20 protein-coding genes and 3 pseudogenes are annotated in these 19,816 nt (G+C 60.3%); 14 read left to right on the forward strand and 9 right to left on the reverse strand.

What is annotated here, in order from left to right; genetic code table 11:
* Positions 1-50: 50 nt before the first annotated feature.
* Positions 51-353 carry a DUF736 domain-containing protein gene (locus IQ26_RS33370; RefSeq protein ID WP_145722611.1) on the reverse strand — a complete coding sequence of 101 codons (303 nt, stop codon included), beginning with the start codon at positions 351-353 and terminating at the stop codon, positions 51-53.
* A gap of 389 nt (positions 354-742) precedes the next feature.
* On the opposite strand from IQ26_RS33370, the gene IQ26_RS33375 reads away from it, so the two are divergent.
* The 4 genes from IQ26_RS33375 (at position 743) to IQ26_RS33390 (ending at position 4,520) form a co-directional block, all read left to right on the forward strand.
* The gene (locus IQ26_RS33375) at positions 743-1,969 is read left to right on the forward strand and encodes a tyrosine-type recombinase/integrase (RefSeq protein ID WP_145722612.1); all 1,227 of its coding nucleotides are present in this window, start codon (positions 743-745) and stop codon (positions 1,967-1,969) included.
* A complete protein-coding gene (locus IQ26_RS33380) occupies positions 1,963-2,883 on the forward strand; it encodes a tyrosine-type recombinase/integrase (protein ID WP_167522724.1) in 921 nt (306 codons plus the stop codon). The genes IQ26_RS33375 and IQ26_RS33380 overlap by 7 nt, the downstream gene beginning before the upstream one ends.
* Positions 2,880-3,887: a tyrosine-type recombinase/integrase gene (locus IQ26_RS33385; protein WP_145722616.1), complete on the forward strand. Its 1,008-nt coding sequence runs from the start codon at positions 2,880-2,882 to the stop codon at positions 3,885-3,887. Before IQ26_RS33380 ends, IQ26_RS33385 begins: the two co-directional genes overlap by 4 nt.
* 330 nt (positions 3,888-4,217) lie before the next feature.
* Entirely contained in the window at positions 4,218-4,520 is a 303-nt protein-coding gene (locus tag IQ26_RS33390) for a DUF736 domain-containing protein (protein ID WP_145722611.1), read from the forward strand.
* Positions 4,521-4,647: 127 nt separating this feature from the next.
* Here IQ26_RS33390 and IQ26_RS33395 read toward each other — a convergent pair whose 3' ends face one another.
* Positions 4,648-5,010 carry a DUF736 family protein gene (locus tag IQ26_RS33395; RefSeq protein WP_240547371.1) on the reverse strand — a complete coding sequence of 121 codons (363 nt, stop codon included), beginning with the start codon at positions 5,008-5,010 and terminating at the stop codon, positions 4,648-4,650.
* A 146-nt stretch (positions 5,011-5,156) separates the two neighbouring features.
* Here IQ26_RS33395 and IQ26_RS33400 point away from each other — a divergent pair, with 146 nt between their 5' ends.
* Positions 5,157-5,648, forward strand: a complete 492-nt coding sequence (locus IQ26_RS33400) for a hypothetical protein (protein ID WP_145722622.1) — start codon at positions 5,157-5,159, stop codon at positions 5,646-5,648.
* A gap of 241 nt (positions 5,649-5,889) precedes the next feature.
* On the opposite strand, the gene IQ26_RS41845 is transcribed toward IQ26_RS33400, so the two are convergent.
* From IQ26_RS41845 to IQ26_RS41335, 4 genes are all read right to left on the reverse strand, one after another.
* Entirely contained in the window at positions 5,890-6,021 is a 132-nt protein-coding gene (locus IQ26_RS41845; protein ID WP_476738619.1) for a glycine zipper domain-containing protein, read from the reverse strand.
* Between the two features lie 182 nt (positions 6,022-6,203).
* Complete coding sequence (locus IQ26_RS33405; protein ID WP_240547364.1) at positions 6,204-6,728, reverse strand: hypothetical protein; 525 nt, start codon at positions 6,726-6,728, stop codon at positions 6,204-6,206.
* Positions 6,729-6,763: 35 nt separating this feature from the next.
* Positions 6,764-7,324: an RNA polymerase sigma factor gene (locus tag IQ26_RS33410; RefSeq protein WP_240547365.1), complete on the reverse strand. Its 561-nt coding sequence runs from the start codon at positions 7,322-7,324 to the stop codon at positions 6,764-6,766.
* Positions 7,325-8,061: 737 nt separating this feature from the next.
* The gene (locus IQ26_RS41335; RefSeq protein ID WP_322791128.1) at positions 8,062-8,553 is read right to left on the reverse strand and encodes a hypothetical protein; all 492 of its coding nucleotides are present in this window, start codon (positions 8,551-8,553) and stop codon (positions 8,062-8,064) included.
* A gap of 62 nt (positions 8,554-8,615) precedes the next feature.
* Here IQ26_RS41335 and IQ26_RS40080 point away from each other — a divergent pair, with 62 nt between their 5' ends.
* Entirely contained in the window at positions 8,616-9,125 is a 510-nt protein-coding gene (locus IQ26_RS40080; RefSeq protein WP_208760271.1) for an SUMF1/EgtB/PvdO family nonheme iron enzyme, read from the forward strand.
* 305 nt (positions 9,126-9,430) lie between these two features.
* Positions 9,431-9,668: pseudogene (locus IQ26_RS41705) on the forward strand (DUF4158 domain-containing protein); the annotation flags it as partial.
* An 86-nt stretch (positions 9,669-9,754) separates the two neighbouring features.
* Here the strand turns inward: IQ26_RS41705 and IQ26_RS33435 are convergent.
* Complete coding sequence (locus IQ26_RS33435; RefSeq protein ID WP_145722639.1) at positions 9,755-12,037, reverse strand: Ig-like domain-containing protein; 2,283 nt, start codon at positions 12,035-12,037, stop codon at positions 9,755-9,757.
* A 229-nt stretch (positions 12,038-12,266) separates the two neighbouring features.
* Between IQ26_RS33435 and IQ26_RS33440 the strand changes: the two genes are divergently transcribed.
* The gene (locus IQ26_RS33440; protein ID WP_145722641.1) at positions 12,267-12,548 is read left to right on the forward strand and encodes a hypothetical protein; all 282 of its coding nucleotides are present in this window, start codon (positions 12,267-12,269) and stop codon (positions 12,546-12,548) included.
* A gap of 605 nt (positions 12,549-13,153) precedes the next feature.
* Here the strand turns inward: IQ26_RS33440 and IQ26_RS39850 are convergent.
* Entirely contained in the window at positions 13,154-13,294 is a 141-nt protein-coding gene (locus IQ26_RS39850) for a hypothetical protein (RefSeq protein WP_167522725.1), read from the reverse strand.
* A 250-nt stretch (positions 13,295-13,544) separates the two neighbouring features.
* On the opposite strand from IQ26_RS39850, the pseudogene IQ26_RS33450 reads away from it, so the two are divergent.
* The 3 genes and pseudogenes from IQ26_RS33450 to IQ26_RS33460 form a co-directional block, all read left to right on the forward strand.
* Positions 13,545-14,951, forward strand: a pseudogene (locus IQ26_RS33450) (ISL3 family transposase); the annotation flags it as partial.
* A complete protein-coding gene (locus IQ26_RS33455; RefSeq protein ID WP_240547366.1) occupies positions 14,945-15,655 on the forward strand; it encodes a phosphocholine cytidylyltransferase family protein in 711 nt (236 codons plus the stop codon). The pseudogene IQ26_RS33450 and the gene IQ26_RS33455, both read left to right, overlap by 7 nt.
* 24 nt (positions 15,656-15,679) lie before the next feature.
* Complete coding sequence (locus tag IQ26_RS33460; RefSeq protein WP_240547367.1) at positions 15,680-16,324, forward strand: CDP-alcohol phosphatidyltransferase family protein; 645 nt, start codon at positions 15,680-15,682, stop codon at positions 16,322-16,324.
* A 338-nt stretch (positions 16,325-16,662) separates the two neighbouring features.
* Here the strand turns inward: IQ26_RS33460 and IQ26_RS33470 are convergent, their stop codons facing one another.
* On the reverse strand, positions 16,663-16,971 hold the full coding sequence (locus IQ26_RS33470) for an ABC transporter substrate-binding protein (protein ID WP_162458147.1): 309 nt from the start codon (positions 16,969-16,971) through the stop codon (positions 16,663-16,665).
* A 325-nt stretch (positions 16,972-17,296) separates the two neighbouring features.
* Between IQ26_RS33470 and IQ26_RS33475 the strand changes: the two are divergent.
* From IQ26_RS33475 to IQ26_RS33485, 3 genes and pseudogenes are all read left to right on the forward strand, one after another.
* Positions 17,297-17,440 (forward strand): annotated as a pseudogene (locus IQ26_RS33475) (IS110 family transposase); the annotation flags it as partial.
* 351 nt (positions 17,441-17,791) lie between these two features.
* On the forward strand, positions 17,792-18,664 hold the full coding sequence (locus IQ26_RS33480; protein WP_145722649.1) for a DeoR/GlpR family DNA-binding transcription regulator: 873 nt from the start codon (positions 17,792-17,794) through the stop codon (positions 18,662-18,664).
* Entirely contained in the window at positions 18,661-19,803 is a 1,143-nt protein-coding gene (locus IQ26_RS33485; protein WP_145722651.1) for an alpha-D-ribose 1-methylphosphonate 5-triphosphate diphosphatase, read from the forward strand. Before IQ26_RS33480 ends, IQ26_RS33485 begins: the two co-directional genes overlap by 4 nt.
* Positions 19,804-19,816 lie beyond the last annotated feature (13 nt).

Here is a 19,816-nt window from a genome sequence, read left to right on the forward strand (position 1 = left end):
GCCCCGCTGTCCGCGGCGCCCCACCGTGTTGGGAGGCGCCGCGGTGTGGGTCAGCGTGACCAGATCAGTGCATACTTGCCATCGTCGCCTTCGAAGAGGTTGGCGTAGATGGGTGCGCTGAAGGACGGATCGTCGAGCTTGACCGAGTGGTAGGTCCGATCCTCCTTTGAGGTCCGGCTCCAGGCGGCACCGATCTCGACACCAGAGACGATGACGCGCAGGTCGGGCGCCTTGTCGCTGGTGGAGGCGGGATCGCTGGGGACGAGGCGCGCCTTGGCGTCGATGGCGAGCGTCTTGATGGTGCCGGTGTAGGTGCCATCGTTGCTACGGGTGAACGAGCCGATCTGGGACATGGTGGAACTCCTGTGCTGTGTTCAAGCCCGCGACCATCGCGGCCTTGTGGCGATCGAGAGCCCCGGGGACGGCCGCACCGCACCTTCAGGCCGCAGCGCATGCGAAGGACGGCGTGCGGCGATCTTGTTGTTGGGCGAGGAGCGGCGCAGCCGCGGGGAAGAAGATCGCCGGCACGCTGTTGCGGGGAAGAGGCCGGGTCGCAGACCGCATCGCGGGGCAGATCCGCCCAGAACAAGGCCCGTCGGTCACCGGGCATCACAGCACCCGGCAGAACCAGCCAGCAGAGGGCGGGCTCACATCGCACGACGGCATCAGGCACAAGTGCTGACGTTCCGAATGACAGCCGCCTCGGATCATAGTCCCGCCTCCACATGGAAAAGGAGGCGACATGCCGACAGGTGTTTATGTTCGCAAGAACGCGGTTGAGGACCGCTTGAAGGCGGGAATGGCTGCGGAACACGCCGCGGACTTTGCGCAATGGCTTCGTGAGCGACGGTATACGCCACGCACCGTCATCGAGAAGATGCGGCTGCTTGCGAGCTGGACGCACTGGGCGCGCGCGGACAATTACACGTCTGCCGCGGTCCGTGAGGCGTATGGGGCATCGTTCGCCTTGATCAGAGCGGGACAGTGCCCGCGCTTCCGAGGCGACGTCAACAAGGACGCAGTCGAGACCGCCAAGCTGTTCATCGCCTATCTCGAGGATCGCGGCGTGTTGGCGTGCCTGCCGGCCAAATCGGCGACGCCACTGGTGGCCGAGTTTATGGCCTGGGCTCGCGAGCAGTGTGGCCTGGCCGAAACGACGCTGGCCACGTATATCGGGACAATCCTGCCCTTCGTAGATGCGCTTGGGGAGCGGCCGGCCGCCTACGACGCCGTGACGATCCGGGCCTACATGGCCGAACGTGCAAAAGCCGTATCGGTCGCGCGAATGAAGGGCATCTCGGTCGGCATCCGCGCCTTCCTGCGCTTCCTGATCGCGACAGGGCGATGTCGGCCTGGGCTCGACCACGCGATGCCCAATGTTGCGGGATGGCAGTTGGCATCGATCCCGCGCTTCCTGCCTGACGCCGATATCGCGCGGATCATCACTGCGTGCGACGGAGAGCGGCGCCTGCGCGATCGAGCCATCATCCTGCTGCTGGTCCGGCTCGGACTTCGGGCGAGCGAGGTGGCGCGGCTCAGCTTCGACGATATCGACTGGCGGCGGGGCAGCATCCGCCTGTTCGGCAAAGGCCGACGGGAGGAACTGCTGCCGCTCACCCAGGAGATAGGGGACGCGCTGCTCGCCTATATCGAACGCGGCCGGCCGCCGCTGGCTGTGCCGTCTCTGTTCATCACCGAATATGCGCCGCTGCGGCCGATCGACCGCATCACGGTCAAATGCCTGGTCAAGCGCGCGCTTAAACGCGGGTGTGTCGAGAGCCACTATAAAGGCGCACACATCCTGCGCCACTCGGCGGCCACGGCGATGCTTCGCCACGGCGTCAGCCTGACCAATGTGGGCACGGTGCTACGCCACCGGTCGCCGGCAATGACGGCGCATTACGCCAAGGTCGATATCACGCTTCTGTCAGCTATCGCGCAGCCCTGGCCGGGGAGGTCGCCATGCTGACCGACGATGCCTATCGCTACATCGAGTTGCGCCGATCGCTCGGCTTCAAGCTCGCAAAGACGGCCCGACACCTAACCGCGTTCGCGCGCTATGCGGCCGACCGCGGCGAGACCCATGTTCGCCGCGAGACCGCAATCGCCTGGGCGTCGGCCGTCTCGTCTACCCCGCGCAATCACCAGCGGCGGCTTGGCGAGATCGCGCTCTTCGCGCGCTTCCTGCACGCCGAGGATTGCGCGCATGAGGTGCCGCTCCATCATCCTAATCACAGCTCTGCAACACGCCCTGCGCCCTATATCTACACTCCCGAGGAACTGGCGCGCATGCTCGATGCGGCGGGCAATCTACGGCAACAGAAGCCCAGCCCGCTCAGGCGCCACATCTATGTGATGCTGATCGGGCTGCTCGCGTCGACGGGTTTGCGGGTCTCCGAAGCCCTGAACCTGAGATTGGACGATCTGCTGCCCGACGGCGTACTGCACATCCGGCAGACCAAGTTCAACAAGAGCCGGCTCGTGCCTATGCACGCCAGCGTGGTCGAGGCGCTGCAGGCTTATCTTAAGGTCCGACGGCGGTTTGCCGGGATGGACGACCATGTGTTCCTGTCGGTCGATGCCAAGCCGATGGGGCATCGAACCGTCCATGGCAACTTCTGCGTGATCCTGCGCAAGGCGGGCGTCGGTCAGGATCGATCGCGGCGTCCGCGTATCCATGATCTGCGTCACACCTTCGCGACGCGCGTGCTGGAGCGGTGCGCGATGGGCCGAGATGATGTTGCGCGGGACTTCGTCGCGCTCTCCACCTATCTCGGCCACGCGAGCATCCGGCATACCTACTGGTATCTGGAAGCCACGCCGGACCTCATGGCCGACATCGCCGGTGCTGCCGAGGCCTTGGTCGCCGGGGAGGTCGCATGACGCCGATCGCCCCACTCATCACCAGCTTCATGCGTGAGTACATGCCGCAGCAGCGCGGCTACAGTCCGCACTCCTGCGAGACTTATGCGCACAGCTTCCGGCTGTTGTTCGCCTTCGCCGCCCAACGCCTGCACACGCGCCCCTCTCTGCTCCAACTCGAGCAGATTGACGCGAACATGGTGGTCGCGTTCTTGCGTCACATCGAGCATGACCGTGGCAACGGTCCGGCGACCCGCAATCTGCGGCTCGCATCGATCAAGTCGTTCATGCGCTACGTCGAGCTGCGGCATCCTGGCTCCCTGGAGCAGATCGCCCAGATCAACGCGATTCCGGGCAAGCGTCACGATCAGAAGCTCATCCGCCATCTGACTATGGACGAGGTCCGCGCCGTGCTCGATGCGCCCGACGCGACGACACGCTTGGGGCTACGAGATCGGGCGATGTTGCACCTATGCTTCGCCGGTGGCCTGCGCGTGTCCGAACTCGTCGGCCTCTCCCAGGAGAACGTTACGCTGCAAACCAGTCCGAGCATCCTGGTGTTCGGCAAGGGCCGGCGCGAACGCAGCCTTCCGCTCTGGAAAGAAACGGCCCGCGACGTGCGAGCTTGGCTTGCGGTACGTGGAAGCCCACCGGCGACAGAGCTGTTCGTCAACGCGCAAGGAATGGCGATGACCCGCGCCGGCTTCGAGTACATCCTCGAAAAGCACGCCAAGGCCGCTGCGGTCCGATGCCCGACGCTGATCGGCCGACCGCTCTCGCCCCATCTTCTGCGACACAGTTGTGCAGTCCTGATGCTGCGGGCCACACGCGACATCCGCAAGGTCGCGCTCTGGCTTGGCCACGCCGATATCCGCACCACCGAGGTGTACCTGCGAATGGATCCGTCCGAGAAACTCGAAGCCGTCGAAGCGGTGCTACCGCCGGCGCTTCGACGGGGCGGGTTCAAGGCGCCCGACGCATTGATCGCGTCGCTGATGGCCGATGTGCGTACGGTGCCGACGTGACGACGTGAAGGGACCGGGCGGGCTCGTGCCGTGCGAGACCGCCTGCTGCCGGGTGGTTCTGCCGGGTGCTGTGATGCCCGGTGACCGACGGGCCTTGTTCTGGGCGGATCTGCCCCGCGATGCGGTCTGCGACCCGGCCTCTTCCCCGCAACAGCGTGCCGGCGATCTTCTTCCCCGCGGCTGCGCCGCTCCTCGCCCAACAACAAGATCGCCGCACGCCGTCCTTCGCATGCGCTGCGGCCTGAAGGTGCGGTGCGGCCATCCCCGGGGCTCTCGATCGCCACAAGGCCGCGATGGTCGCGGGCTTGAACACAGCACAGGAGTTCCACCATGTCCCAGATCGGCTCGTTCACCCGTAGCAACGATGGCACCTACACCGGCACCATCAAGACGCTCGCCATCGACGCCAAGGCGCGCCTCGTCCCCAGCGATCCCGCCTCCACCAGCGACAAGGCGCCCGACCTGCGCGTCATCGTCTCTGGTGTCGAGATCGGTGCCGCCTGGAGCCGGACCTCAAAGGAGGATCGGACCTACCACTCGGTCAAGCTCGACGATCCGTCCTTCAGCGCACCCATCTACGCCAACCTCTTCGAAGGCGACGATGGCAAGTATGCACTGATCTGGTCACGCTGACCCACACCGCGGCGCCTCCCAACACGGTGGGGCGCCGCGGACAGCGGGGCCGTTATTATGCGGAGCGACACAACGACAAAACCCAGAAAAACCAGGGCCTCAGCTCGCGACTCCGCATAATCCCGCGCTACGCATAATCGGCGCGACCGGACATGGTGCGCCAGTTCGGGGCGTCCTTCTTCGTCTTCTCGATCGGAACCAACGTGAGGGGGATCGAATGGCTCAGCGTTAGGAGTTCGCCCTTGTAGGAGCCATCTTCGTTGCGGGTCAGGTAGCCGATAGTTGCCATTGTCTTTCTCCGTTGCGGCCCGTTATCAGGTCCCTTCGCATAGTTAAGGATGGAGCCATTGATCTCGGTCTGTTTCTCGATGAATCCAGCTCGCGCGACGCGGGCTGCGTCCCAGCTTGCATAGTTTACATTCCTGACGATAAAGCTCGCTGCCGTCAGCGCGATCAACGCGAGCAGCACAATAAGTCCAGCAGAAATCATCAGCACTATGCGGCTCGTTGTTCTCATTTAAACGGAAGCCACCCCCCATCACGATTTCTTCGCAGTGAAAATAATAAATCATATAGCGTCCACCCCGCAGAAGCCACGATGCGGGTAGAGTCCATATGTTGGTCGGAGATCTGTGGATGTTTAACATGGTTTGTTGGTGGTTCTCTTCGTTCATAGGGCGCATTGCTATCGTAGGGGGCGCGCTGGCTGGCATCGGCTGGAGTGCACACGCGTCGGATGACTTTAAGCCTCAATGGCGAGAAGATCGGATCAAGCTGAGGATCGCGGTGCCGGCCGAGTGCGCGCAATTTGCGCTCGAAGGACTGGCGCGACGTACCGTGTTGCGCATCACTATGCGTTCTCGACAAGGATCATCCGCATGTGGCTGTATGCGAATGCAGTACGTCGTTCGGGCAAAGCCGTCGACCGGTGTCGCATCGGATGCCGGGGACGCGGCCACACTGCCCGGGTGGAGTGCATCGCGCCGAGGCCATACCGTTGCCCAAGGCTCCTTCATGGCGCTCAGGGATGTGGAGCATCTTGAAATTGTATTGCCGCGTAAACCATCGTTCGAAAACCCATGGCTTGAAGTCTCGATCGGCTGCTTCTCAGTCTCACCGGACTTTTAAAGTACGACAGTGTCAGCCCTCCCAGAGAAGCATTCTCGGCCAGCACACAGCCCGAAGGGGCAGATTTTTGAGGGAACTTGCTGATGCGCAAGATCGTCCCGTATTGTCCACCTTCGCCGCCGGCGATGAGTTCCTCGCCGCCGCCCTCTGTGAGAACTCAGGGTACAGTCTCCGGGGCGGATTTACGAACTGGCTGCGCAGCTTGTTCGGGAAGTACTTGGACGAAGCCACGTTGGCTGGCTCATCTTGAGATTGTATGGCCGACTGCTGCCCCAATCGCTATGCCAACAGCAATCCCAACGGCGATATTGCCAAACACAAGCTCGCCCACCGCCGCTCCGATTCCAATTCCTATCGCCATTCCTGTAGGCATATTGAGAGCCTTTCGGTTAACCCGTCAAAGGTAAGACAACCCAAGGATGATGTCGATGCGCTGCGCCAAAGGCGAGCCTGAACCGGTAATGACCGATCCTATTCTAGTCACCCACAAGGAACACGGGTTGATGCTCGCCACATGGCTGGAGCATCTGCCAATTCTCCTCTGCATACGGGTGGTCATTTCCTCAGGCTGCGTATTTCCGTCTCGATCCGCCGAGCTGCTCGGCGGTTCAGAATGACGACAAAAACGAGGAAGGCAAAGGTCAGACCTCCTGCGACAAGCACAAAGATCGGACGCTCGGGATTTGCCATCCAGTATCCGAGATAGCTCAAGACAAACCCCGGCACCATCGGCCCGACATACCAGAGCCAGGCGGAGCGAAGAAGGTCGCGCTCGTGCTCCAGCCGCCGCTTCAGATGGTCGATCCCGCTTGCCGCAATATCGGCGTCGGTGCGCGTGCTCTTCCTGAAGATATACAGCCCGACGAAAACCATGCCGAGCGCCAGCGTCGCAAATCCTGCCGCCATGACCCAATGAGCCACGGCACGGGCGGCAAGGAAAGCAATCACGCTCATGACCAGCAGAAATGCTGCGGCTACACCTCCGGCGACATATTCCAAGGTGTTGCGACGCCATATGGTCCGGCTCAGAGCGGCATGTCGCTTCTTGATCTCGTCGAGACTGATGGCTGCGGTTGTCACGGGCTGTTCCTTCCATGAATGTTGGGATCGGTCGCTCATCGCGTTGCCTCCAGGTTGAGCTGGCCGGCCAGAAGGCGTTTGATGCGGCTGATGCGGGTCGCCACGGCGCCTGCTGAAAGACCGGAGACCTCGGCGATGGTGACGGCACTCTCGTCTTCCAGGTAGAGGATCATCACCTGCCGGTCGACCGGCTGCAGGCGGTGGAGCATTACGTGGATCTGCGCCAGCGCCAGCCTGTCGGAGACCTCCATCTCCGGAGAGGGCGCTGGGTCCGCTGCAATCTCTGCCGAGGACTGATCGAGGCTGATCATACTTTTCCGGCGTCGGGCTCGCCCGACATGATCGGCGGCCACGTTGTGTGCTACGCGGTAGACCCAGGTCCGCAGCGAGCAGCGTCCGTCGAAAGACCTCAGACTGCGCCAGACCTGAAGATGGATGTCTTGCACGAGATCCTGCCGCTCGGCGGGATCGGATTCATATCCTGCCGCAAGCCGCGCCAGCGCGCCGCCCAGCATCTCCACCGCCAGCGTGTAGCGTCGATCGACGTCTCCCGGCACAACGGGATCGGCCTGGCCTGTCTTGTTCGGACGTACCATGGTCATCTTCAGATAGTCGTGCCGAGGCGGAATTTCTTACACGTCGCCGAAGCGGTCGTTGGGGGCCGTTTGTTTGAAAGCGGGCTTGCCCGCCTGCACGATACGATCGTTACCCGCATGGGAGAAACCGCTTGCGGGTTCGGTGAGCGCAGCGAATAGAGCGCGGTCGCGTAGCGACGTGCCCCCGACAATCTCTCGAAAACTTGCCGAAAAGACGCCTTCTGCTGCTGCCGCGGCTAGCGGTCAAACTTTCCTGCGGGAAGTGTGCGCTGCCGGCGCCAGCGATCTCGGAGAGCTGGAGCGGCGGGGCTTTTTGCATTTCAGCCATCATTCAGCGGCAGGTATTCGGGATCGACATGATGTTCGAGCGGCCCGGCAACACTATTGGGGGTGACCAATAGCCGACCGCCGAGCCTGACCGGCTGGCAGTGAGGGACGGCCGGTCAGGCTGGGGCGAATTATAGGCCATCGCAAGGCGAAGGTCTGAGGTGTCTGGACGCTCGCGTTTTGCTCAACGCCACCCCGAGAATGGCGTTGAGCACCGTAACGAATGTTACGTCCGGTTGCTGCCGAGCCGTCCTGGACGTCCCAATGCAGTACTCGAATAGCTTATACACGCCCCTCATCATTGAAAAATGGCTTGTAGTCTCGACGCGCCGCCGCTCGAAAAGTTCCATGTTCGCCTTTGGCAACAGCTGCCTTGGTCATGCGACCTTCTGCCGTGTCTATGGCGGCGGCTATTGCAACAAATCGCTCGTCGCCAGCCACCGCGCCCGCGCCAGGTGCGACGCCCAGGCGCGACGTGCCCGTTCCGGCTGGCGCTCTGGGTCGATGTTCAGGGTGGCTCGTGCCACGATGCGCCAGTCGGCGCCCTTGGCCTCCGCCATCAGCAGGACGGCGTAGATCGGGAGGTGCGCCACGTCGTAAGGCGTGACGTCGGCCAACTCGGGCGCCTCATTATCGATCCAATCTTCCTCTTCCATTGGAGGCGCGTCGATGTAGCGGCCAATCGAGGCCAGGTGCGCCGCAATCTGGTAACGCAGGTGATCGCGGCTGCCGTAGCGCGCGTCGATTTCGCCGAGCTTCTTGTACAATCCCCTACGCTTGTCGCGCGGAACATCGGTATCACCAAAGCAGTAACAACTCGGACCGACGGCGCAGATGTCGCAGCCGCTTGCGACCACCTCCTGCACGAACGCGGGAATGTCCTTTTCTTGCATGCGCTTCATTTCAAGAGGCCTCTTCTCGCATCACATTCCCTATCACAAACCAGCCAATTTGCAACCCTGCCGTGCAGTCGTACCCAGGCTGCGGCGAGCTTACGCAGGACGAGTCATTCATATTCACCGCCCGCCAACGTAGCGCGGCAGTTGATGCGGTTGGCCTCGAGCAACTCAATACGCTGAGCGAGGATCTCGGTGCGATCTTCGGAAGGATCGAAGCCGGCGATTCGCCAAACTTCGCCGGGCCCGGAGAGATCGCGGTGGGGCTCGGCGAGCTGCCCTGCGACAGTTGTCCAGCACCCATGACTCGGAAAGAAGCGGAACTGTTCTGCTCGTCGCGGACCATGCGACTTCCGACCGATATCGAGTGGGAGTTGGCCGTGCGCGGCGTCGACGGCCGGGTCGATCCTTGGGGAAAACAACTCGACAAAACCCGAGCCAACATCCCGGGCCTTCCGGAAAAGGACGCTCCGTCTCCAAGCCTCAAGCCGGTCGACGCTTACCTGAACGAGCGCAGCCCGTTTTGGCCTCATCGACACAGTCGGCAACGCCGGCGACTGGGTGGTGGCACCATATGAGCGCTCTTACATGGGCGCGACGTATTAGTACAATCCAGAGGACGCGACATCATTTCGGCTGCTGCCTATCACTGACGAGGACATCCTTGTTCGAGAAATCACGGCACGCTGCGTTGCCGATGGCCAGCCTGCGACTCCGTTGTGAGGGCAATGGCGGCGATTTTGACGCAGTGATTGCGGGCGCCGCATTCTGTCTGTCTTTGCATTATCTCCCATCGATGTTCACGTCGACAGAACGGGCGTGGAGGCAATTTTCTGGCTTCGGGATGCTCACGCGAGGAAAGAGGCCCTTCGAGAAAAGACCTCAGCGTTGCGTGATGCGACATCCAGGTCGGAGTGCTGGCGGCCGGCGAAGTTCCGCCCTATGCGATGCTGAAATATGTCGCCGACCAGATCGGCGCCGATCCCACGATGTTCACGTCCTATGCCCGCCGGGAAGAGACGCGTCACGATCACATTGCGCGCCTGATGATCTATCTCGGCGTCAGAAAGCGCAACCGTCAGGATCGTCGCGCGGGGCTGTTGTCGGCAATTGAGTCGGCCCGCGGAGCTGAGCCGGAGCTACGGGATCAACTCGGGGCGGTTCAAGTCGGGGTTCCGCTCGAAGGTGGACAAGCGTCGAGCCGTGATCAATTGTTGATGCTTTCCGCATCCTTCACGACGGCAATGACCGGCTCGACTGTACCCTCCGTCGGTGTTTGATGAACGATCCAATCCAGTAGAACAGAGAAATTCCCCGAGTAACTCGGATCAGGCCATCCAACCTCGAGGTTGGATACCGCAAGCTTTGAACCCGATGTCGGCCTAATAACGTATCCGCCATACACGCCTTGCGCAGTCCAATCGATCGTCAGGGAAACGTAAATCCTCCCAAACGTCGTTCCTTGCGGGAATGCCGGTACTTCAATATTGACATCGATGCCTTGTTTGGTGTCGGAGCCACCCCATTCAAACGTCACAGACCAAGCCGCTTTGGTGATCTTGAGCGGCGCGTTGTAGAATTCGTTGTTGATCAGATGTAATCCCAAAGCCTGCGCCGGTGGTGGTTCCGGTGGAGCTAGCAGAATTGTGAGTTCGACATCGTTGTAGGATGGCTCACCGAGAATCTTGGCGAGAACTTTGTCGGGCAGGTCCCCATAGCCCGGCACCAGGAAAGAGCCGCCGCTGACTAGGCCGGATTGATAGTTTGGTGTCAGTTGGACCGGCAGGCCAGTCACCTGCTGCTCAAACTCATCGATGGCTTGAACCGTGACGCCGTAACCGGGCCTGGGTTCTTCCGGTAGAAATTTCCCGTAGAGCTTACCCTTGTAAATGCTGGCAACGAAGGAGTCGGCGGAATGCGCGCACAGCCTTTGACGTGCGAACGCCTTGCCGTCGGCCGGCAGACTTTCAGTGCCAGGCAAGGCGAGCGTCATTTCAAAATCTGTTGCCTTGGCTCGGCATCGAAATATGCCCTTCACGAACAATTCGATCCAAGCGCCTATGATACAATCCCTGACTTTGATGGAGCGCTGGCCGGGACGAAGCACTTTATCGATGGTAGGTGCCTGGAGAGGGTCAGTTACGTCATGAACGTCGGCAAAAACGTTGTAGTCCCCCGTACATCCATAGTGGTGAACACGAACCCGTTTTGTTTTCGTGGACGCCAGTTCGCCCCAAAGCGCGATCTCTGTGCTGTCGGAGCCGGCAACGACGGGGGCGCTCAAAGTTCTTCCGGTGTCTGCATCATAGGCTTGAACCTCGTAACCGACCCTGGTGTCCTTGACGCGTAAAATATTCACGCAATCATAAACCTGCTCCACGATCCTGGGCGGGGGATCCTTTGCATCCGCGGAGGGCGAATCTTCGACGGGCGCGGACCAATCGGACTCTATTCCGCAAATGGTCTGCTTGACCCGGAAGGATTTTACGTTGCCGGTCCCAAACAATTCCCTCGGGACTTTAAAATCCTGTTCGATGTATTGCGCACCGCCAATCCCGAAGATCTGGCCTTGCGGTCCCGCGAAAAAGTCTACTTCGAAAAACACTGTAGCACCCGGCTCGAGGCCGGATACCTTAAATTTCTCTACCAAGTAGCAGTACCGGTTCAGAATGGAGGGCGTATTGGGCTTCGTCCTTGGAACAACTTCGTACTTGACCTCTCCGCTTTTAAGATCGAGACGCGGGAGCTTTTGAGTGACATAGAGCGTACCTTGAGCAAGGGGAGGACTCGGCATGCCCTCAAATGAAGGTGACGGATTCACGTAGAAGAATTTTTCCGTCCTGCTGCCGTCGGCACTTACATTGATGATGTCCGTGATGGCGGCCGGCGCCGCTGCCAAAAACGTCTGGTTAATGGCGCAGGCCATTAACGGTTCACTTAAAGCGGGATCGGCAATGGTCTTGTCAGCAGTGTTGACTAGGGGAGGCGTTAGCTCTTCCACTGAGATCGAGTCACCTATGACCTGGACTGCCGATAGCTGTTCGCCTGTGTGCAGCGGCGTCGATAGATTGAAGTCGGCAAACACCATGCTTGCGTCGGCAATTCCCTTGGCCACATCCTGCCCTTGGGCGTTTCGAACGTAGACTGTTGCGCCGGAGAGCGTCTTCCTGAAAATCGCGGTGCTGAGAAGCGTCGATGGAAAAGTTTCGAGCTCCAGCCTCGGCAGCGTTGCCGGTAGGCCCAAGACAGGAACTGGATCGGATTGATCGCTCGTCTCGCCACCAAACTCCTGGAGGGCTGTCACGCTTTGTCCCTCAGAAAGCGATTTTTCGAGCTTTACTCGATTGTTATCCGGAGCGCCCTTTCCAAGGACATCATTGCCATCCCGCAAGAGAACAACGACGGCACCTTGAATATACCCGGAAACTTCGATCGCCATTGAGCCCGGCGTAATCATTCCCCGCACGGTAGGTGGAACTGGCTTTACCATGTGATCCCCCAAGCATTCATTGAATGCGCCACCGTATTCCCGAATGATGACGGTATGAATAAACCAGAATGCAAAGCGCGTTTCAGATTGTTATTCGACTGCTACGGAAGTCGTGGGCACGCAGTTAAGTTTTTGTATGCAGAGTACTGCAGGCTTAAGAAGCTCCTGTGCCATCAAGTCGACCAAAGCGAACGCGAGGCCCGGGATGCCGCACAGGTTACAATGCCCGATGATTTTCGCGCATCCCGATGAGAGCATGAGCCGCCCCGCATTCTTTGAATCCGATATTGCGGCGTTCTCTGATAGGCGCGTCGCGCCCATACTGGCCATCTGCTCGATCATTCTTGCCATCACGTTCTGTGCCCCAGATCGAATTGCCAACGCGACAGAGGTTGCAGACAAGCCATGGATCGAACAGTCGTCATATGACGACTGTTCGTCGGTTTGTGGCGCGGCTACTGCCTTGCAAGAATGGGTTGTTGCCCTCGGGTCACACATTCATTTGCGCTAATTAACCGACACGGCAGGATTGACGGCAGCATCGCCTGGTAGAGCGACGATGCAACTTGCGCGGGAGCTTGCGTGTGTTAGTCTCTTTCGGCAAACGTGAGCATCCGAAGGGTCTGAAGGCCACCCATGGCTGACGATCGAAGCGGTATCCGCCGTTGTCGGCCAGATTTACGAGGCCGCCTACGATCAGGAACGCTGGCCCGATGCGGTAACCGGCCTGCGCGACCTGTTCGGCGGCTCGCGCTCCTGTCGGCGGGTCTTGCGCGCCAGCCAGGCTTCGAACGCCTCGCCGGCTTTACCGGCCGACGCATAGGCCTAATCGGCCCGAAGCTGCGATTTTGGCCAAGTTGTGGAACGTTGCCTGAATGGATTGACCGGTATGGCGTCGTCGCCTGAGAATTCACTCTTGGAATAGGGAGTGGATGTATGGTTTGCGTGTTTCGGTCGAGGCTTTGACCGGGGAGTGGAGCCTCTCTTTTGCCGACATCGACTTTGCGAACGCCAAGCCGACCGGGTCGAGGCTTGGACTGGCGGTTCAACTGAAGTTCTTCGCCGCGTACGGACATTTCGCCACTGCGGCGGCTGGCCGAACGATACTGAGCGTGTCTACTTCTTCTTGACCCGTTGCGTCAGTGCCGAGCCTGCCACCGACTTGGCCGCTTTCGATGCGGTCTGCGACCTCAGTATCTTCGATGCCGCGGATGCCACCTTCTTGCTCGTGGTTTCATTCTTCGGTTTCTTGGCCATCAGTCCCTCCCTCAATGGAGCCTGGATCATCCGCCTCGACCGAGCCGAGCGCAAGAGGGAGATTGGGGGGCGAATCTCTGGGGCGGTCGGGGGTCGAACCGCTCGGGGCTCAGGTTCACGAAATTTCTCTGTCGCCCGGGAAATCCGGCGATTTCTCAAGAAGTGACCGTGTCGCTTGGCAGTTAATTAGGTTCTTCCTCACTTTGTGTGGTTCATCGGCTGTTAGCGGCAAGATCGCTAATGGGCGGGCATGCGAACGAAATCAAAATGGTCGCCCGGCCCAGGGGTCAAAGTTCTGGGCGTCGAGCTCACTGATGATGACAGTTGGGTTGTTTCCGCTGCCGGACCAGCGATCGGCATTTGCCCCGATTGCGGACGGCGAAGCCGAAATCGGCATGGGTGGTCCAGCCGCAGCCTTCAGGACCTTCCGGTCCAGGGTAAGGCTGTGACGGTGAGGCTCCTGCTGAGCCGCTGGCGATGCGCACATGAGAAATGTGAACGACAAACGTTCACCGACCGACTGCCGACGGTTGCTTCCCCTTATGCGCGCCGGACGACAAGGGTCGTGGAGATTGTCGGCCTGCTCGGCCATAGCACGGGCGGCCGTCCTGGCGAGCGCCTCATGCAACGGCTCGGCATGCCGGTCAGCGACGACACCATCCTGCGGCAACTGAAGCGTGATGCCGCGGTTGCTCACTGCGCCTCCGAGATCCGGGCGGTTGGCATCGATGACTGGAGCTGGCGACGCGCGACACGATACGGGACCATCATGGTCGATCTCGAGCGTCGCTCGGTTGTCGACATTCTGGACGACCGCAGCGTCGATAATGCAGCCAGGTGGCTGCGGAACCATCCCTCCGTCGAAGTCGTCAGCCGAGACCGCTGCGGCCTGTATGCGCAGGCCGTCCGTGAAGGCGCACCGCAGGCCCGGCAGGTAGCCGATCGGTTTCATCTGGTCCAAAACCTTCGTACGGCAATCGAGGAACAGATGAGCTTTCATGGCAGTGCTTCAGGAAGAGCCATCCTGTCCGAGGACGCCATCATCGACGCTGCGACACATCGCCGGCGCGCTCGTCTCGCGCATAGGCAATCTCGCCAGGAGATATTCGAAATGCTCCACGCCTTGCGCCAGAAGGGTCTGACTTACAGCGAGATCGCCCGACGGACCGGCTATGAACGTCGCAGCGTGGCGAAGTGGCTCAAATTCAAGGCTCTGCCAGATAGGCGGCGAGCAGCATTGAACCCCACGTCACCATGGTACTTTGAAACGTTCCTTGCCGAATGCTGGAAGGAAGGGAACCGCTGCGGACGGCATCTGTTTCATGACGTCAAGCAGCGCGGCTACACCGGCAGCTTCTCCAATCTGGAGCGCCTGCTGGGAGCCTGGCGGTGTGCCGAAAGAGAACGCGTTGATGATATTCCTCCCACGGCGCCCAGCTTGGAACCCGTTCGAGATCCGGATACCGGACATGCGATTTCGCCGGTCGTGGCTGCGGCGCTTTGCATCAAGCCACGAGGCCTGCTGACAGATCGGCAAGCAAGAAAGGTCGATGCCCTGAAGCAGAGATCTGACGCATTCGCTGAAATGCGACGCCTGGCGATGCGATTCAACGGAATCCTTCGCAGCAAGAAGTCGGAAACACTGGACGCGTGGATCTGCGGCCGAAGCCGCTGGTCGAAGTCAATGGCACGCCGATCCTTCACAACGCCTTGCAGAACCTCGAGGCAGTCGGCGTGCGGGAAGTGACGATCGTCGTCGGCTATCGCAAAGACGCGATCCAATATTCCTGCGGCCGACGCTTCGGCGATCTCGGCATCGACTACGTCGAGTCCGATGTCTTCGACCGGACGGGCAGCGCCTATTCGCTCTGGCTGGCACGCGATGCGCTTTTGGCCGGGGACACCTATCTGCTCGAAGGCGACGTGTTTTTCGAACCGGATGCCCTTCGCTACCTCACACTGGGCGATGCGGACAATGTCGCGGCCGTCGCGCCGTTCAGCCCGGAGATGGAAGGCTCCGCCGTCGTCCTGACGAACAACGGTTACATTGCCGAAGTACGGATGAATCAGACGGCAGCGAACCTCAATGATGGTTCGCCGCCTCTCTTCAAAACGATGAACCTGATCCGCTTTTCCGGAGAAGATCTGCGCCGGACGATCGTTCCGCATCTCAATGACATCATTAGCGCCGGGGCCGTCAAATCCTACACCGAAGAGCTTCTGTCGGACCTCGTGCGGCAGAAAGGGCTGCAGATCGCGGCCGCCCGGTGCGACGGCCTCAAATGGTACGAGATCGACAACGAGCCGGACCTGCGTTTCGCCGAAGCCATGTTCATGACGGCACGGGATATCGCCTGCTGACGACCAAGTCTGGGAGAGTGGAACATGCTTCGCTATCTCGTTGACCCCGCCAATGCCATCACCATGGTCGGGCTACTGTGCTCCTCGATTGCTCTCTATTTTGCATTGGCGGGGCAGATCGATCTGGCGGTCGGCGCTGCTTTGTGGGCCGTCCTCGCGGATCACCTGGACGGGGTAGTCGCTAGGAGAACCCGAAACCGCGAGCCTGACATGGCGAAGATGGGGAAGAGCCTCGACGGGTTCGGCGACATCATCTATGGCGCCATCCTTCCCGCGATCATCCTCGTGCAGCTGAATGGCGCATCTCTCGTCTCCTTCTTCGTTGCGACGGCGCTATTGCTCGCCGGCGCCATTCGCCTGAGCTATTTCGCGAACTTCGGAAAGTCCCACGATGGCCGGTTTTTCGGTGTGCCGCTGTCCTACGACATTCCCTTGATGGCGGCCTTGGTCCTCGTTGAGCCGTTCATGTCCTCAGGGACGTTCCTGCCGGCCGTGAACATCGTCTTCGCTCTTTTGAGCGTTGCCCACGTCGCCTCGGTTCGCGTGCCATCACCGAACCGGCCATGTACCTGGCAATCACGCTCTTCGCAGTCACCGCGTCGACGATCCTTATTCAACGGGGGACGGTTTGATGCCCGCATCGCCCCTCCTCCAACGCGTCGATCTTGATTCCGCCCGATCTCAAGTCGCCCGGGTGGATCTACCGGTCATTCGGCGTCGAACCGGTGATCAACTGCGCTGGCGTGCGCACGAACTAGGCGCGAGCAACCCGGCCGACGACGTCGTCAATGCGATGAACGCCGCCGCGGAAGCCTTCGTGGATCTCGATGAATTGGCCGAGGCAGCCGGATCGCGGCTCGCAGCCTTAACCGGAGCCGAGTGGGGGATTGTCACGTCCGGATCCACCGGCGGCCTTGCCCTCGCAACCGCTGCCTGCCTCGCCGGAAACGTTGACGCCCGCCGGATTAAGTCCGTCTGCTACAAAAGGACCGGTGCCCAATGGCTTATCAAAGGTCGAGAAGCCCTCTGTCTGGGAAGATGTAGAATCGGTCTTGCGCCAGCAACGGGGGGAAGTCTGCATCGGGGCGCGAAAGCGTGAACCGCAGCGTGTGAGGATCGTTCTCGGTGATATCGCTGATGTGTTCAAGAAGGACGCGCAACGGCGACTGCGACGCCGGGTCGCGAAGGCGGTTCAACGTGAAGACGACATCCTTTGCGGTTAGGCTCTTGCCATTGTGGAACTCAACGCCCCGACGCAGTTTGAAAACCCAACCGTCGATCTTGTTGTTGACCGGTTCCCAGTTCTTGGCAAGCATCGGAACGGGGTTGAGGCGGCTGTCGACGCCAACCAGTCTTTCTCCGACCATCGCATAGGCAAAGTAAACGCTGAAGGACGCGATCCTGGTGGATCGAGCAGTGAAGACGATGCGGTCTCCTGCAACATGATTCTGAGCCGGCCGCCCTTGATAGGCGTGGCGTTTGTTTGCGCCAGACCTAGTCCCTATGATTGCTGGGCCTGGGGTGGCCCGTCATCCGATACGCGGTAGGAGGGTTAAGCCGGCTGGCCGGCGCAGAGCCTCATGCATAGGAGACGGGCCATATGGACCATATCAGATTTGTCGGTTTGGATATTCACAAGCACTGGCGTTTTGCTATGAGGCTGGCCCGTGCGGCTATGGCGTTCATCGCCAACTCACGCGCCTCGACCATCGGTGCGATGTAGTGGCGCCGTCACTGATTCCGAGGAAGCCTGGCGATCGGGTGAAGACGAACCGTCGCGCCGCGCCTTAGACGACTACGTCAGCCTTGGGCACGAGACGCAATGGCAAGCGGTGATCCCCACCATCAGGTCAATTTGCGAACTCCTAGGCGTGACGACGTCCAGATCCTCGGAGGAGTGTCGTGGCGTTTCCACTCATCTGTCGACCCGAACTCTTCTAAGCCCCAAAGTTCAATCTCCACCAATAGACTTCCTATAGCCTAAACTAAGCCTCCGCCTTCGCAGCCGACCGATTGCACGCCACGGGCATATTCTCACATTATCGGTCAAAAACTATCATTTGCCATCATAATGTCACATTGTGGGGAGTATGGAGGACGCACATCGTGGAACATCAAGAACGGAGAGGTACAGCTATGGCCGTTCGCAGCTGTCAGACATCACCGGCGAAAGGCGGAGCGAATCTTGGCGCCGCCCGCCAGCAGAGCATTCTCACTCTGATTAACCAGGGCGACGTTGTGTCGGTCGGAGAGTTTGCCACGAGCTTCGGCGTGTCCCCTGAAACCATCCGCCGGGATATCCGCGCACTGGAAGAAGCCGGTCATTTGCGCCGTGTGCACGGCGGCGCGGCGCCCAAGCGCACCTTCGACCTCACCGCCCGACGACCGGTCGCCGAGCGGTTGGAGGTCGACCGCGAAGGCAAGATTCTCGCTGCCAAGGCGGCCATGGCCCTCTTCGAAAACGACATGAACGTCTTTCTTGGAGCCAGTTCAACCATGCTGCTCGTTGCGCAGGAACTCGTGCGAAGCGACAAGCGACTGACGATAACGACCAACATGATCGATATTGCCACGATCGTCGCCGCCTCCGGCCGCTGCACGGTCACCCTGCTCGGCGGAATTGTTAATCCCCAAACGCACACGGTAGGCGGCCATGAGGTTCTGAAGAGCCTTGAGGACCGGCTGTTCGATCTGACGGTCATGGGTACCAGCGCGGTGAGCCCAGTTCACGGCATTCTCGGCCCGACGAAGTACCACAATCTCCTGGTGACGACGCTAGCCAGCCGATCCCACCAGACGTCCTTCGTCATGGACAGCGCCAAGTTCGGCCGCCGAGATGCCCATTTGGCGCTGCCCCTCAGCCAAGTGGATTTCGTCGCCACCGATAGTCTTCCGTCGGGAGACATTGCTGCCGCCTTGGAAGAAGCCGGCGTCACCGTTTTGCTTCCCGAAGGCGGTCATGAAAATCGGGCCGAACCGACCCAGCAGACAGGAACTGACAACCAATGAGCCTGCAACTTGTGAACGTCAGGATCGTCCAGGAAGATCGGATCATCGAAGGCAGCCTCGAAATTCGCGATGGCTTTGTATCATCGATCGGAGGTGCGACGGCTGGCCAAGTCGATGTCCTCGATTGCCAAGGCGATTTCCTTTTGCCGGGTCTGATTGACCTGCACACGGACAATGTAGAGCATCACATGCAGCCGCGCCCAGGGGTGCAGTGGCCTTCATCGCTCTCCGCGGTATTGGCTCATGACTGGCAGATCCTCGGCAGCGGTATTACGACCGTGCTGGATGCATTGGCACTAGGCGACTATGACAGCGGCGGCATGCGCACCGCCATGCTCAATGAGGCGATTGCCGGTTTGACCCAGACGCGCGCGGGGGGTCTACTGAAGGCTGATCACTATTTCCACTTCCGCTGCGAGCTTTCCGATACGGCCCTTCTACCAATCGTTGATCGGCATATCGATAATCTGGCCCTCAGACTGGTCAGCGTGATGGACCACACGCCGGGGCAGCGTCAATGGCACAATCTGACGCTTTATCGCGAGTTCCGCCGAAAAAAGAATGCGAGGGTCTGGTCAGAAGACGAGTTCGAACTCTACATCGCCGATCGCCTGGAACACCAACGGCTTCACGTCCCACCAGGTCGAGCGACGATCGGAAGTCTTTGCAGCGAACGAAATATCCCTATCGCCAGCCATGACGACACCACGTTCGCTGATGTCGAGGAATCACATGCGGACGGGATCACGATCAGCGAGTTTCCGACGACGGTCGAAGCAGCACGGCGCGCCCGAGAGTGCGGCATGAAGATCGTGATGGGCTCGCCGAATATCATCCTCGGCGGCTCGCATTCAGGCAATGTCAGCGCCCTTGAGCTTGCTGATCTCGGATTGCTCGACGTGCTCACCTCCGACTACGTGCCGGGCAGTTTGCTGCACGCCGCTTTTGCTCTGGCTGCCAGAGGTTTCGACCTGCCGGAGGCGGTCGCGATGGTGACGAAGAACCCCGCTGACTTACTCGGCTTTACGGATCGCGGCCGAATCGCGCCTGGTCTGCGTGCCGATCTCATACGGGTACGCCTTGTTGATGGCGTACCCGTCATTCGCAACGTCTGGGTAGCCGGACGGCAATATCTGTGAAGGGGCGCTTTAG

The organism is Mesorhizobium tianshanense (assembly GCF_007830515.1).
In the GTDB taxonomy this organism is placed as follows: domain Bacteria; phylum Pseudomonadota; class Alphaproteobacteria; order Rhizobiales; family Rhizobiaceae; genus Mesorhizobium; species Mesorhizobium tianshanense.